The organism is Occallatibacter sp. (genome assembly GCF_036502485.1).
Taxonomy (GTDB): domain Bacteria; phylum Acidobacteriota; class Terriglobia; order Terriglobales; family Acidobacteriaceae; genus Telmatobacter.
In genome coordinates, this window is the sequence record NZ_DASXYM010000041.1 from 1 (window position 1) to 14,465 (window position 14,465).

12 protein-coding genes are annotated in these 14,465 nt (G+C 63.7%); 9 read left to right on the plus strand and 3 right to left on the minus strand.

The genetic code is table 11. The annotated features are described in order from the left end of the window. The 5 genes from VGL22_RS06475 to VGL22_RS06495 form a co-directional block, all read left to right on the plus strand. The coding region (locus VGL22_RS06475) for a S9 family peptidase (RefSeq protein WP_465266084.1) at nt 1–901 on the plus strand (901 nt) is incomplete at its 5' end. 65 nt (nt 902–966) lie between these two features. Next, nucleotides 967–1,401 (plus strand): hypothetical protein, encoded by a 435-nt coding sequence (locus VGL22_RS06480; RefSeq protein ID WP_465266085.1) that lies wholly within the window; start codon nt 967–969, stop codon nt 1,399–1,401. An 11-nt stretch (nt 1,402–1,412) separates the two neighbouring features. Then, the gene (locus tag VGL22_RS06485; protein WP_465266086.1) at nt 1,413–1,976 is read left to right on the plus strand and encodes a regulatory protein RecX; all 564 of its coding nucleotides are present in this window, start codon (nt 1,413–1,415) and stop codon (nt 1,974–1,976) included. 127 nt (nt 1,977–2,103) lie between these two features. Next, nucleotides 2,104–3,057, plus strand: coding sequence for an ABC transporter ATP-binding protein (locus VGL22_RS06490; RefSeq protein WP_465266087.1), 954 nt, complete (start codon nt 2,104–2,106; stop codon nt 3,055–3,057). Then, entirely contained in the window at nt 3,054–4,379 is a 1,326-nt protein-coding gene (locus VGL22_RS06495) for an ABC transporter permease (RefSeq protein ID WP_465266088.1), read from the plus strand. The genes VGL22_RS06490 and VGL22_RS06495 overlap by 4 nt, the downstream gene beginning before the upstream one ends. 56 nt (nt 4,380–4,435) lie before the next feature. On the opposite strand, the gene VGL22_RS06500 is transcribed toward VGL22_RS06495, so the two are convergent. After that, a complete protein-coding gene (locus tag VGL22_RS06500; protein WP_465266089.1) occupies nt 4,436–4,741 on the minus strand; it encodes a putative quinol monooxygenase in 306 nt (101 codons plus the stop codon). 136 nt (nt 4,742–4,877) lie between these two features. Here VGL22_RS06500 and alaS point away from each other — a divergent pair, with 136 nt between their 5' ends. After that, nucleotides 4,878–7,805, plus strand: a complete 2,928-nt coding sequence (alaS, locus tag VGL22_RS06505; RefSeq protein WP_465266090.1) for an alanine--tRNA ligase — start codon at nt 4,878–4,880, stop codon at nt 7,803–7,805. Nucleotides 7,806–7,930: 125 nt separating this feature from the next. Here the strand turns inward: alaS and VGL22_RS06510 are convergent, their stop codons facing one another. Beyond that, entirely contained in the window at nt 7,931–8,803 is an 873-nt protein-coding gene (locus tag VGL22_RS06510) for a hypothetical protein (RefSeq protein ID WP_465266091.1), read from the minus strand. 203 nt (nt 8,804–9,006) lie between these two features. On the opposite strand from VGL22_RS06510, the gene mutY reads away from it, so the two are divergent. From mutY to VGL22_RS06525, 3 genes are all read left to right on the plus strand, one after another. Beyond that, nucleotides 9,007–10,074 (plus strand): A/G-specific adenine glycosylase, encoded by a 1,068-nt coding sequence (gene mutY / locus VGL22_RS06515; RefSeq protein WP_465266092.1) that lies wholly within the window; start codon nt 9,007–9,009, stop codon nt 10,072–10,074. Between the two features lie 183 nt (nt 10,075–10,257). Further along, nucleotides 10,258–11,943: a M28 family peptidase gene (locus VGL22_RS06520; RefSeq protein ID WP_465266093.1), complete on the plus strand. Its 1,686-nt coding sequence runs from the start codon at nt 10,258–10,260 to the stop codon at nt 11,941–11,943. A 327-nt stretch (nt 11,944–12,270) separates the two neighbouring features. Continuing rightward, nucleotides 12,271–14,028, plus strand: a complete 1,758-nt coding sequence (locus VGL22_RS06525) for a M20/M25/M40 family metallo-hydrolase (RefSeq protein WP_465266094.1) — start codon at nt 12,271–12,273, stop codon at nt 14,026–14,028. 98 nt (nt 14,029–14,126) lie between these two features. Here VGL22_RS06525 and VGL22_RS06530 read toward each other — a convergent pair whose 3' ends face one another. Next, a complete protein-coding gene (locus tag VGL22_RS06530; protein WP_465266095.1) occupies nt 14,127–14,360 on the minus strand; it encodes an FtsX-like permease family protein in 234 nt (77 codons plus the stop codon). Nucleotides 14,361–14,465: the final 105 nt, after the last annotated feature.

Genomic DNA, 14,465 nt, shown 5'->3' on the forward strand with positions numbered 1-14,465 from the left:
GGCCGGATACGAACTGGACAAGATATCGCAGTTGACTCGCCTGAATGAGGCCGTCCTCGAACGTATCCAGACCTGGGGCGGCGGAGCGCACGAACCAGAACCAATGGAATCCTTCTGGTTCACCGCCAAGGACGGCACCAAAGAACAAGGCTTCCTGATCCGTCCGCCTGCCTTCGACCCCGCCAAGAAATATCCAGTTAAGTTCCTGATCCACGGCGGCCCGCAGGGCGCCTGGGGCGACGCCTGGTCCTATCGCTGGAATGCCGAACTCTTCGCCGCCAATGGCTACGTCGTCGTCATGATCAACCCCGGCGGCAGCACCGGCTACGGCCAGGCCTTCGTCGACCGCGTCAACGGCGACTGGGGCGGCAAGCCCTACACCGACCTCATGACCGGCCTCGACTACGCCGAACAGCACTACCCCTTCATTGACAAATCCCGCGAATGCGCGCTCGGCGCCAGCTACGGCGGCTACATGGCCAACTGGATCCTTGGCCACACCACCCGCTTCAAGTGCATCGTCTCCCACGACGGCATGTTCAACGCCGAGTCCGCCTTCGGCTCCACTGAAGAAGACTGGTTCAACACCTGGGAGTTCAAAGGCGCGCCCTGGGACTACTATGGCAAGCCCGACAGCGAGAACCCCTTCCGCAAGTGGTCCCCCTCCCTCTACGCCAAGAACTTCAAGACACCCACACTCGTCATCCACAGCCAGCTCGACTACCGCCTCGACGTCTCCGAAGGCTTCCAGCTCTTCGACACCCTGCAGCTTCTCCACGTCCCCAGCGAAATGCTCTACTTCCCCGATGAAGGCCACTGGATCCTCAAACCCCAGAACTCGCAGCTCTGGTACAAAACCGTCAACGCCTGGGTCGACAAATGGACCGCCCCCTCGCATTAACCTCCATGACGCGCGGACCGCTGTATGCTTGAGCTAACCTCACGCAGCACAGGAGCGCCCCCCCAATGCAAAAGTGCTACGAATTTAAAGACAGCCTTCTCGAGTCCCTTGATCAGGACGCGGACCGCGTCACCATCAACCTGCGCGCCGTCCGCTCTGAGGTCGAGCGATCTGCCGCAGAGATGCCACCCAACCTCTTCCGCCAGGAGATCCGCCTCGTCCTTGACGGAGCCGAGCTCGCCGTCGATTCTCCCAACCTGCCGAGCTGGCTGATGGAAGGCACTTTCAGCGCCGACTCGCTGGACGCCGACTGCGCCGACTGCACCGACGAAAACACCATCCCCGTATCCCTGCGCTCCGCAAGCGGCGTTGAGCTGACTCTTGCCGGCCTGCATGAAGGCTCCGGCGACTTCGTCACCATCCGTGCCCGCGCCAAATCCTTCGCTCTCCAGCCGCTCGCGGAACCGCAATCCCTGCAGCACACCCGCGCCACCATCTGAATCGGGCCGTCATGGCGTTTTCCACCAGGTCGAAGTCGCCGCGCGCCCCGCTCAATGAGGCCGGCCTCTATGACTACGCCCTCAAAGCCCTCGGCCGCCACATGCGCACAGAGGCCGAACTCCGCCGCCTCCTGCACCAGCGCGCGGAGCAAGGACCCGCCGGCCAATCCGTAATCGCCGCCGTCCTCGCGCGCCTCAAAGAACACGGCTACCTCGACGACAAGTCTTATGCCGAGACCTTCACGCGCCTCCGCCAGGAGAACGAAAAACTCGGGGCACGCACCGTTCGCCAGAAGCTTCAGCAAAAGGGCGTAGCCGCCGCCATCGTGGATGAAACCATTGAAGCCCGCTACGCCGGCACCGACGAGCAAACCCTCGCCCGCCAGTACCTCGACCGCAAGCGCATCCGCAAGCCTGAAGACGAGAAGCAGACCGCCCGCGTCATGCGCCGCCTGGTCGCCGCCGGCTTCTCCACCGGCGTGATCTACAAGATCCTCCGCCAGTGGGACATCCCCGGCGAATCCCTCTCCCAACTCGACAATCTCGACGACTCTGCTCTCATCGACGAAAACTAGCTTCGAACCGCTGCCAGGCTTTTGCCGCGAAGCGGCGGTTGGCCCCACCGCAGGTGGTTGAACCAATTCACACGCGAAAACGTAACTCCGGGGTAGCATAGGTTTGTTCCCGCATACCGGAGGCTGGATGTCCCCTGCCGTAAGCGAAGCTGTGTCGATCTCTTCAAAACCTATCGAGGTCGAGAGCCTCGTCAAGCGCTTCGGCACGCTCACTGCGCTTGACGGTCTCTCCCTGCGCCTCGAGCCCGGCACCTGCCTCGGCCTGCTTGGCCCCAACGGCGCCGGGAAAAGCACGCTGATCCGCGGCATCGCAGGCCGCGTCCTGCCGGACTCCGGCCAGATCCGCATCTTCGGCGCTCAGGCCGGCTCCCGCGCCGCCCACCAGTCTCTCGGCTGGATCCCCCAGGAACTCGCCATTTACCCCCGCCTCACCTGCCGCGAAAACCTCGTCGCCTTCGGCAAGTACCAGGGCCTCTCCGGCGCGCAGCTTGCCGAACAGGCCGCCTGGTGCCTCAACTGGGCCGCGCTTGAAGATCGAGCCAGCCACGCGGCCGGCACTCTCTCCGGCGGCATGAAGCGCCGCCTCAACATGGCTGCCGGCATCATCCACCGCCCGCGCCTCGTGCTCATGGACGAGCCCACCGTCGGCGTCGATCCGCAGTCCCGCAACCGCATCTTCGAGATGATCGAGCACCTCCGCGCCCAGGGCATGTCCGTCCTCTACACCACGCATTACATGGAAGAAGCTGAGCGCCTCTGCGATCGCATCGCCATCATCGACCACGGCCGCATCATTGCTGAAGGAACCAATGAAGAGCTGATTCGCAGCGCCTTCGGCACCCGCACCGAGGTCGCCGCCCGCTTCACCGGCAACGTCGAATCCATCGCCGCCTGGGTCGAGCGCCGAGGCGGCCGCATCAGTGAAGGCGCGGCCCAGTTCACCATCCACCGCCCCGCGGATGTTGCGCCTCTGCTTGAAGAAGCCTCCGTCCAGGGCATCGGAATCGAAGACGTCTCCCTCCACCGTCCCAACCTGGAATCCGTCTTCCTGCACCTCACCGGAAGGGAGCTGCGCGATTGATCGTCCCTATTGTCCGCACCGCCATCACCGGCCTGCGCCGCGACCGCGCCGCTCTGGCCCTGAGTTTCGTGCTGCCCATCGGCTTCTTCAGCATCTTCGCCTTCATCTTCGGCAGCCAACACGACACCATTCCGCAGGTCCACCTCATAGTGGTTGATGAAGACCATAGCTCCGCCTCGCGCAGCCTGGTGCGCGGTTTAGAGAGCGAGGGGTCGCTGGTCGTCACCACCCATCCCGATGCCAACAACAAGAACGCTCCCGCGCCGGCCGGCTACTCCGCCGCCTCCGCTGAAGCTGAAGTCAAAGCCGGCAACGTGCCCGTCGCGCTCATCATTCCCGCCGGCTGGGGACAACACCCCATCGCCTTCAACGGCGGCGACGGCACGGCTCCTGAAATTCAGCTCCTCAACGACCAGAGCGATTCCATCGCCCCGCAGATCGTCGCCGGCCTCCTCCAGAAAGCCGCCATGACTTCCATGCCCGCGTCCATGGCCGGCGAGGGCCAGAAGTACATGAAGCAGTACATCGGCGACCTCACCCCCGAGCAGCAGAAACGCTGGGACGACAACATCGCCGGGCTGAACGAAGCCGAGAAGCGCCGCGACGAACAGCCCGAAACCGCCTCTTCCTCGCCGGCTGCGGCCAGCGATCAATCCTCCGGACTCGGCGGTGGCATAATCTCTGTTCATACGCGCGGCGTGGCCGGCCAGCATCAGAACAAAAACCTGATTTCGTTCTACGCCGCCGGCATCGGCGTCATGTTCCTGCTGTTCACCGCAAGCGGCTCAGCGGGCGCGCTCCTTGACGAGCAGGACTCCGGCACCCTCGACCGCGTGCTCAGTACCCGCGTCACCATGACCACCCTGCTGGCCGGCAAGGTGCTGTTCAATACCCTGCTCGCGTTCGCGCAACTCGTCGCTATGTTCCTGTGGGGCTGGGCCCTCTTTCATCTGGATTTCTTCACCCACATCCCCGGCTTCATCGTCATGGGCCTCTGCACGGCCTTCGCTGTCGCCTCCTTCGGCATGCTGCTGGCCAGCATGTGCCACTCGCGAGGACAACTCGGCGCCGTCTCCACCCTGCTCATCCTGCTGATGTCCAGCGTCGGAGGCAGCATGTTCCCCCGCTACCTCATGCCGGAATCCCTGCAGAAGGCGGGTCTGTTCACCATCAATGGCTGGGCCATCGACGGCTTCACCAAGGTCTTCTGGCGAGACGCGCCCCTCATCGCCCTCTGGCCGCAGGTCGCGGTCCTGCTGGCCATCGGCTTTGGGCTCTTTGCGATCTCGCGACGGATCGCGCGCCGCTGGGAGTTCTCCTGACCGGCGGCGATCACGCCGCCTTCTTGCCCGGTTCGGTTAAGCTCGGTTACGCGGACCTACTTCGCAAGTGGCTTCACTGCCAGAATGTCCAACTGCTCGATTTGCGGGCTTTCCGCCAGAAGCTCATCTGCCTTGGCAAACAGGGCCTTGGCGATCTCCCCGCTCAGGTGTGCCTCCCGCCCGCTCTGATCCAGGAAGGTATCGAAGATCCCGAACCGGTTCGACCCCAGCTTCACCGCATACCAGGCAGCGGTGCCGGGTTCCGCGGCCGCCAGCGGTTGTGCCGATTTCAGAAACTCCTCCAACTCCTGTTCCTTGCCGGGCTTGGCCGTCAACAACGCCAGTAATGCGAACTTCTCCATAAATCCTCCGTTACTTGTCACCTCAGATGTCTGCGACCGGCCCAAGGTTTCGGCAATTGACCAATACCCCGCCAACACCGCCATTGGCCGCGAACTGGAAGTTGGCTCCACCGCAGGTGGTTACACTAAAAGAGCCATGCAATACCGCACAGGGAACGACATCCGCGAGCTGTTTCTGCGCTTTTTTGAGTCGAAGGGGCACCGCCGCGTGCACTCCTCCTCGCTGGTCCCGGCCAACGATCCGACGCTGCTTTTTACCAACGCCGGCATGAACCAGTTCAAAGACGTCTTCCTCGGCGCCGACCGCCGCGACTACAACCGCGCCACCACTTCGCAAAAGTGCGTCCGCGCCGGCGGCAAGCACAACGACCTCGAGAACGTCGGCTTCACCCGCCGGCACCACACGTTCTTTGAAATGCTCGGCAACTTCTCCTTCGGCGACTACTTCAAGAAGGATGCCGTCGCCTACGCCTGGGAACTCGTCACCAGCGAAGAGTGGATGGGCATCGCCAAGGATCGGCTGTACGTCACCATCTTTGAAGGCGATCCCGCCAACGGCGTCCCCCGTGACGACGAAGCCGAGCAGTACTGGATCGGCGTCGGCGTGCCCAAAGAGCGCATCTTTGAGTACGGCCTCAAAGACAACTTCTGGCAGATGGGCGAGACCGGCCCCTGCGGCCCCTGCTCCGAGATCTTCTACGACATGGGCCTCGAAGCCAGCGAGCACGGCAAAGACCTCCCCTTCGGCCACGACGACGCCCGCTATGTAGAAATCTGGAACCTCGTCTTCATGCAGTTCGACCGCTCCGCAGTGGTCGACCCGCAGACGAAGAAGACCACCGGCTACAAGCTGACCCCGCTCCCCAAGCCCTCCATCGACACCGGCATGGGCCTCGAGCGCGTCGCCGCCGTCCTCCAGAACAAGCTCTCCAACTTTGAAACGGATTTGTTTACGCCGCTGATTGACAGAGCAGCGGACCTGACAAACTTCCGACAAACTGTTTTTCTTGCGCCTGGAGTCGCACCGCGAACCCACGAGGAGATTCAAGGCAAAGATCTCGTCTCAAACGCCAGCCTCCGCATCATCGCCGACCACGCCCGCGCCGCCACCTTCCTCATCAATGACGGCGTCCTGCCCTCCAACGAAGGCCGCGGCTACGTCCTGCGCAAAATCATGCGCCGCGCCATCCGTCACGGCCGCCTCCTCGGCCAGGAAAAGCCCTTCCTCCACCAGATGGTCTACGCCGTTCGCGACCTGATGTCCGGCGCCTACCCCGAGCTGAACGACTCGGCCGACCGCGTCGCCAAAGTCGTCGAAGCCGAGGAAAAGCAATTCGCGCGCGTGCTGGAGGTCGGCTACTCCGCCCTGCAGAAGGAATTCGAGTCGATTCAGCTACTAGCCGCCCGGCCCCTGAAGCAGTCGCAGCAGTACGACTTCGTGAACGATGCCAACCAGCGCTTCCTCGGAACCATCACCGATCCGGATCAGCGCACCGCGGCCGAAAATGCTTTCACTGAAAGCAGGTTGCCGAAACCTTCGGCATCCGTCCCCACATTCAGCGGCGAACGCGCCTTCCACTTTTACGAGACCTTCGGCCTCCCTCTCGACTTCATGGTCGACGCCGCCCGCGATGCTGGAGTCCGCTTTGACGAAGAGGGCTTCGAACGCGCTCGCGCCGAAGAGCAAGCCCGTGCCCGTGCAAGCTGGAAAGGCGGCAGCCAGAAGTCCGCCAGCCCCGCCTTCCGCGACCTGCCCAAGACCGCCTTCGAGGGCTACCGCTCCCTCACCTCCACGGACTGCGAAGTTCTCGCCATCGTTAAGGACGGTCTCGGCGTCCCGGCAGCCAAGGCCGGCGACCAGGTCGAAGTCGTCCTCAACCACACCAGCTTCTACGGCGACTCCGGCGGTCAGATCGGCGACACCGGCGTCTTTCAGTCGCTCGACGGCAACACCACCGTCGCCGAGATCACCGGCTGCGTTCTCCCCGTGCAGGGTGTCCGCGCCCACAAGGCCCTCCTCAAGCAGGACCTCGCCGTCGGCGACCACGTCAACACCATCGTCAATGGCGAACGCCGCGACGCCATCCGCCGCAATCACACCGGCACCCACCTCATCCACGCCGCGCTCCGCCAGGTCCTCGGACCGCACGTCAAGCAGGCCGGCTCGTTGGTCGACCCCACCCGCCTTCGCTTCGACTTTTCTCATTTTGCCCAAGTCGCCGACGAGGAACTCGCCGAAATCGAGAACATCGTCAACCGCGAAGTCCTCTCCAACGCCAAGGTCGAAACGCTGGTCGACGTGCCCATCGATGTAGCCGTCAACGAGTACCACGCCATGGCCCTCTTCGGCGAAAAGTACGGCGACAAGGTCCGCGTCGTAAAACTCTCTGATGGCTTCTCCACTGAGCTCTGCGGCGGCACTCACACCGCGGCCACAGGCGAGATCGGCTTGCTCAAGCTCACCGGCGAAACCTCCGTCTCCTCCGGCGTGCGCCGCGTTGAAGCCATCAGCGGCCTCGGCTCCCTCGACGGCTTCCGCCGCGATGCCGAAGTGGCTCAGGTCGCCGCGCAGGTGGCAGGTTCCGCAGGCGACGCCAGCCTCGCCGATGGCCTGCGTGCCCGCCTCAGCTCTCAGGAGGACGAGCTCAAGCGCCTCCGCCGCGAGCTCGACGAGATGCGCATGAAGTCCGCTGCCGGCGGCCTCGACTCCGTCGTCTCCCTGGCAGTCGACGTCAAAGGCATCAAGCTCCTGCGCCATCGCGCCGACCAGCTCGACCGCGGCCAGCTCCGCACCCTTGTCGATAACCTGAAGCAGAAGGCCGGCGAAGCCGTCGTTCTGCTCGCCTCCGCGCAGCCCGAGGGCAAAGTGGCCATCATCGCCGGCGTCACGCCCGGCCTCGTCAAGCGCATCCAGGCCGGCAAGCTGGTCGGCGCTGTCGCTAAAGTGGTGGGCGGCTCCGGCGGCGGCAAGCCCGACATCGCCGAAGCCGGCGGCAAGGACCAGGCCCAGATCGGCGCCGCTCTCGACGCCGCGCCCCGGATACTGGCCGATCTCCTCGGCTGAACCACAAATTTCCCGTGCCCCACCCTGCCGCCTTTTTTCAGGCGACAGGGTGGGAAAGCACGAACCCTTACCGGCGCCTTTGTCTTTCCTGCGCGTGCCGTCCGTTTCTGAAAAACCCTGAACCCCTAACGCGCCTGCGGCCGGATATTGAAACTGTAAGCCAGCCCGACCGACACGATCGGATAGCTCTTCAGCCATTCAACATCGTTGTTCCACTTCGTCACCTGCGCGTTCATGTTGCTCTGGAACTCCTGCGCGATCGGGTTGGCTGGGTCGGCGATATTGGTGCAGAGCGTCTGGGCAGCGTCCGTGCATGCCCACCCGCTGATCGCGGTGGTCACCTTCGGAGTTCCCACAAACGCTACGCCAATCTCCACAGGCACGGTCCAGTGGCCGCTACGCTTCACGTGGTTGCCCCATCCCGTCGTCACCATAAAGCCGGGGCTCTGCTTGTTCAACGCAAGACTCCCATGCCCGTACAGTGGTGTCGCTCCCGTCGCAGGGTTCGCACTCGCTGAGTAGTAGTCCGTTCCGTTCAGCGTGATTGAGTCCCCGCCCGGAATACTCGCCGTCGCGTTCACCGCGTTGTGATTCACGAACAGAAGGCCGCCGCTCAGTCTGAAGCCAACGTGGAACGGATAGTAGTCCACCATCCCCCCGGCTGAAGCGAGATTGAAGTTTCCGCTTGCGGGCACGTTATCAATCGTGAAGCTGTCAGAATACTTGAACACATTCCCAACGCCACGCAGGTTCAGATGCTGATTGAGGTTGGTCGACACCTGCACATTGACTCCCATATCGGAGATCCCGCCGCCAAAAGAGAGGCGCGAGAATGGCCGCACACCATAGGGCCCGTTCTGCGCCGGCGCGGGCCGCTGGGTTGACACCGGAGGCGGCGGCGCGCCTTCCATGCCGGACGCCTCCGGGCCCTGTGCGAATGCAGCGCACGGAATGAAGAGCATTCCGGCCATGACCATGAAAATGAAATTGCGCTTCACTGGTCCTAACCCTCCAAGGCCATGTGGATGCACATTTCACGCTCCCGGTTCGTTTCGCATGCACTTCGCTGAACTGGTTCCTCCACCTCTCAAAAACGTGATTGCGTGCGATCAACGGTGGCGGCCCACCACTGCCCCGCCGTCACCCGATCACGTAATCTGTCCCCATGGGCCTGTCAACATCCCCGCACTGGAACGCCCCCTTGCTGCGAGCGCAATTGCTCGATTGGTATCAGGCCAACCAGCGCGACCTGCCCTGGCGGCGCAACAAGGATCCATACTCCGTCTGGGTCTCCGAGATCATGCTGCAGCAGACCCGCGTGGCTGTCGTCCTTGACCGTCACCGGCAGTTTCTTCAGCGCTTCCCCACCATCACGGCACTGGCCGCCGCTCCCGAGCAGGAGGTCCTCGCCCTCTGGAGCGGCCTGGGCTACTACCGCCGCGCCCGCATGCTTCACAAGGCAGCCCAGGTCGTAGACCAAAACCTCGGCGGCAGCCTGCCCACCCGGCCTGAAGAACTTCGCAACCTCCCCGGCATCGGTGCCTACACCGCCGCCGCTATCGCCAGCATCGCGCACAACGAGCCCTTCGCCGTGGTCGATGGCAATGTGGAGCGAGTCCTCTGCCGCCTCGCCGGCTGGGATGCCACTTCCAGAAGCAGCCCCGCCGCCCTGCGCCGCAATATCGATGTGCTCGCCAGTCAGCTTCTCGACCCCCGCCACCCCGGTGACTTCAACCAGGCCATGATGGAACTCGGCGCCACCGTCTGCCTGCCGCGCAATCCGCAGTGCCTCGTCTGTCCCATCGCTGCGCACTGCGCCACCCGCGGCGAGCACAAGACCGCTCCGCGCGCCCCCATGCTCACCCGCGAAATCGCCTATGCCCTCTCCCTCCGCGATCGCAACAGCTTCCGCGACATTCTCCTCGAGCAGCGCCCGGCGACCGTCAGCGTCATGCCCTCCATGTGGGAATTGCCCGCTCTGCGCGATGCCTCCATCCCCGATCAACACCTGCGCATGCAGGTCCGCCACGCCATCATGCAGGTCAACTACAGCGTCCGCATCCGCACAGTCGACGAAGATGAAGTGCCGACCCTCACCGTAGCTGCCGCAGGCGACCGCCGCTGGGTTCCCCTCGACACCGTGTCCGCACTCCCCCTCACCGGCCTTGCACGCAAGGTGCTCACCCGCGCCCATCTCTTCGCGCTGCCCTCACAGCCAGGCCGCAAGCCTGTTGAATCGGCACAGCAACACCCCACAGCCCGGCTTTGAACCGCACCGGCACGATTGATTACCATCGCGACGTAAATGTTTCAACGGGAGCACGTAAACCTTTGAACGGGACCACCAAGCTCCGTGCCCCATCCTCGCGCCCTTGTTCTGGCGCGAGGGTGGGAAAACTGGATGATTCGCACCCCACCGCCTGCCTGCCGCAAGAATGAGGATTTTCAGATTATGACCGCCGCAAAGTTGTCTGCCGTCCTTGCCCTGAGCATTTCCGCCGCCACTGCATCCCGCGCCCAATCCGCGATTTCCAACCTTCCCCCCGCCGCCCGCGCGGCTTCCCAATCCATTGACCCCGAGAAGATCCGCGCCCACGTCCGCTTCCTTTCGCTCGATCTCCTCGAAGGCCGCGGCCCCGGTACCCGTGGCGACCAGCTCGCCGCCGAGTACATCGCCACCCAGTTCGCCCTCGACGGCCTCCAGCCCGCCGGCGACAACGGCACTTACTTCCAGAAAGTCCCTCTGTTCGCGGTCCACACCGTAGAGGACAAGACGAATTTCTCCTTTGTCCCCGCCACCGGACAGCCCATCGACCTCGCTTACGGCACTGATATCGTCTCCAAAGACCAGACCGGCAAGGCAGCCGCCGAAATCGACGCCCCCATCGTCTTTGCCGGCTACGGCATCGTCGCGCCCGAATACCACTGGAACGACTACGCCGGACCCGACGGCAAGCCAATCGACCTGCACGGCAAAATCGCCCTCGTCATCGTCAATGAGCCGCCCTCCGAGGACGAAAAGTTCTTCAAGGGCAAAGCCCTCACCTACTACGGCCGCTGGACCTACAAATACGAGCAGGCTGCCCGCCTCGGCGCCGCAGGAGTCCTCATCATCCACCGCACTGACCTGGCGAGCTACGGCTGGGACGTCGTAAAGAACTCGCAAGCCATCGAGAAGAGCTACCTCCAGGGCGACCCCGACGCCACCCTCCGCGCCGCCGCCTGGATCCAGCACGATGTCGCTCAAAAGCTCTTCACCGCCGCCGGCCTCGGCACTGTCGACGACCTGATCGCCAAAGCCGGCAAACCCGGCTTTAAAGCTGTCGAGCTGCCCGTCCGCCTCAAAGCCCACGTCGAAAGCCGCGTCCGCCGCTATGACTCCACCAATGTTGTTGCGAAAGTGCCGGGCGCCGCGTCAGGGTCTAACGCCGTTCTCTACACCGCGCACTACGATCACCTCGGCATCGACCCCAACGCCAAAGGCGACAACATCTACAACGGCGCCGTCGACAACGGCACCGGCTGCGGCATCCTGCTGGAAATGGCGCGCGCCTTTGCAGCCGCCGGGCAGAAACCGCCGCACGATGTCTACTTCGCCGCGGTCACAGCGGAAGAGCAGGGCCTCCTCGGCTCCCAATACCTCGGAATGCACCCCCCTGTGCCCGCCAAAGACATCACCCTCGACCTCAATTACGACGCCATAGGCCCCATCGGCATCCCGCGCTCCGTCGATCTGGGCGGCGCAGAGCGCATCGACTTCTACCCGACGGTCGAAAAGATCGCGAAGGAGTTCGATCTCCAGCTTCTTCCCGATCCCAACCCCATGGCAGGCCATTACTACCGCAGCGACCACTTCTCCCTGGCACGGGTCGGCATCCCCGCGTTCTCCGTCGATCAGGGCGAGCTGTTTGAAGGCCACGACGAGGCCTGGGGACACGCGCAGTCCGAAGACTACGTCGCCCACCACTACCACCAGCCCTCCGACGAGTACCACGCTGACTGGGACTTCCGCGGCAACGCCAAGCTGGCCCGCTTCGGCCTCGTCCTCGGATGGCTCGCCTCCGGGCAGCCGCACTCCATCGAATGGAAACCCGGAGACGAATTCGAAAAACCCCGCAAACAAAGCGAAACCAGGTAGCCCATCCTGCCGGCCTTCGCGATGGAGAACGTGCGGGCCGCGCAGAAGTTCGTGGACCTTGTCCCCTCGTTGGAGCGGGCTTTGTCACAAGGGCTGGCTTCAGCCAGCCCGGCAAAGCTCTGCTTTCTGAGGGCTTCAGCCCCCGCCATGTCGCACTCCCCGATGACCTGGCGCATCGCTGCCGACCATCCTAGCGACTCCTTTCTGTCGCGAGGAGGCTAACCTCAGCTCCCGTCGAGCCACTCTGGCGGCGCAGCCGCAGTTGGCCCCACCGCAGGTGGCGCAGTTGGCCGCACCGCAGGTGGCAGGTGCATTACCATACTCCCCATGCGACGACTCCCCGTATCGCTCTTCCCCCTCCTGCTCACTTCAGCCTTCCTCGCTGCGCAAGCCCCCGCCCCCCCGCAACTCGCCAAAGGCTACGCCACCATTCAGGAAGACGCCCTCCGCAAGGACCTCTCCTACATCGCCTCTGACGCCCTCGAAGGCCGCATGAGCCTCCAGCCCGGAGATCAATCCGCGGTCCACTGGATCGCCGAGCAGTTCAAAACCGCCGGCCTCACGCCCCCCGCGACGGCGGAAGACGGCCAACCCAGTTTTCTCCAGCCCGTCCCCCTCATCGAATACCGCCCCGACCGCGAGAAGACCACCGTCACCCTCACCCGCGCCGGTAAGCCCACTGTCTGGAAAGCCCCTGCCGTGCTCGGCGCCTACAAGCACGCCACCGACCTCACCGCTCCTGTAGTCTTTGCCGGCTTCGGCATCACCGCTCCCGAGCTCGGCTATGACGACTACAAAGGCCTCGACGCCAGAGGCAAAATCGTCCTCGTCTTCGATCACGAGCCGCAGGAAGATAATCCGCAATCCATCTTCAACGGCACCGGCAACACCCGCTATGCCACCACCCGCGTCAAGCTGCTCAACGCGCAAAAGCATGGAGCCGTGGCGCTCCTCGTCGTGCCCGAGCCCAACCGCAAACACCTCACCAATGCCGAGCGCGCCGCCCGCATTGGCGGCGGCATCAGCCGCACCACCCCCCTCCCCTCACAGGCCCTCGCCGACGACGAACTCCACATCCCCGCCCTTGTCGTGAACGACGAAGTGGCCAACGATCTCCTCGCCACAGAAGCCGCTGCGCACAAGACCACCGGCAAGGCCGAAGCCTCCGCCCTGCAATCCGCCATCGACAAAAACCTCACGCCCCAACCCCGCACCCTGCCCGACACCACACTCGCCCTTCATCTTGTAAACCTCTTCGAGCGCACCGGTACATCCTGGAATGTCGCCGGCCTGGTGCAGGGATCCGACTCCTCCCTCGGCGCCGAAACCATCCTCATCACCGCCCATCACGATCACGATGGCGAAACACCCTGCCCGGCCGCCGATCCCGCCAAGCCGGGTCAGGAATCCGGCGGAGTGGACGACCACAGCAACCCCACCCCTCCCGGCGCCAAATGCATGCAGATCTGGCATGGAGCGGACGACAACGGCTCCGGCACCGTGGGCGTCGTCACCCTCGCCCGCGCCTTCGCCGCCAATCCAGCCAAGCCAAAGCGCTCCATCCTCTTCGTCGTTTTCGCGGCTGAGGAGCGCGGCCTTCTCGGCGCCTACTACATGGCCCAGCACCCGCTCCGCCCCCTCGCCACGACCCGCGCGCAAATCAACTTCGACATGATCGGCCGCGACGAGAAGCCCAGCCGTCAGACCGAAGGCCTCATCGAAATCCCCGCCGACACCTCCAACCGCCTCAACCTCATCGGAGCGCTCTATTCACCCCAGTACGACGCCGTAGTCAAGCAGGAGAACGCCCGCGTCGGCCTCACCCTCGACGACCGTTTCGACCACGAGAGCGCGCTCAACGTCTTCTTCCGCTCTGACCAGTTCCCCTTCGTCCTCCATGACATCCCGGCGTTCTGGTGGTTCACCGGCTTCCACCCCGACTACCACCACATCACCGACACCGTGGACAAGATCGACTTCCCCAAAATGAAGAAGATCCTCGACCTCGCCTACCTCACCGCCTGGCGCTTCGCCACCGACCCCACCACACCAAAATTCATCCCCAACCCCTCCCCGCCCCACTGATTCAGGACCATGACCTCAGCTGAAGTTTTCTGAGCGGGCCGGCGAACAGCGCACAAAACCAATGGTGATCAACAATTTTCGCGATCGGGAAAGCTCGCCTACTCGTATCTCAGAGCGGTCAAGGGATCAACTCTGGCCGCGCGGCGGGCGGGAATCCAAGTTGCAAGGATGGTCATTGCGCTGACCACCGCGATGGCAGTTAGCAAGGCGACGGGATCAATCGCGCTCAAGCCGAAGAGTTGATGCTTGATGGCTTTCGTGGCTGCCAGGGTAAGCGGCAGTCCCAGGCCCACCCCAATCACCAGCAACATCATCGACTCCCTATGGAGCATACGCAGCTTTGCAGCCCAAAAGGCTCTGGTTGAGCGATTTGGGCTGTTCGCAACAACTGAAGTCCCTGGCCTGAATCGCTGAACCCTTGCCGACTTATGAGGACT

Excerpts from the sequence above, each read along its gene's own strand:
- VGL22_RS06520 (WP_465266093.1), top strand. The coding sequence starts at position 10,258 with ATGACCGCCGCAAAGTTGTCTGCCGTCCTTGCCCTGAGCATTTCCGCC.
- VGL22_RS06500 (WP_465266089.1), bottom strand. The coding sequence starts at position 4,741 with ATGGAGAAGTTCGCATTACTGGCGTTGTTGACGGCCAAGCCCGGCAAG.
- VGL22_RS06530 (WP_465266095.1), bottom strand. The coding sequence starts at position 14,360 with ATGCTCCATAGGGAGTCGATGATGTTGCTGGTGATTGGGGTGGGCCTG.
- VGL22_RS06525 (WP_465266094.1), top strand. The coding sequence starts at position 12,271 with ATGCGACGACTCCCCGTATCGCTCTTCCCCCTCCTGCTCACTTCAGCC.
- VGL22_RS06490 (WP_465266087.1), top strand. The coding sequence starts at position 2,104 with ATGTCCCCTGCCGTAAGCGAAGCTGTGTCGATCTCTTCAAAACCTATC.
- VGL22_RS06485 (WP_465266086.1), top strand. The coding sequence starts at position 1,413 with ATGGCGTTTTCCACCAGGTCGAAGTCGCCGCGCGCCCCGCTCAATGAG.
- alaS (WP_465266090.1), top strand. The coding sequence starts at position 4,878 with ATGCAATACCGCACAGGGAACGACATCCGCGAGCTGTTTCTGCGCTTT.
- VGL22_RS06480 (WP_465266085.1), top strand. The coding sequence starts at position 967 with ATGCAAAAGTGCTACGAATTTAAAGACAGCCTTCTCGAGTCCCTTGAT.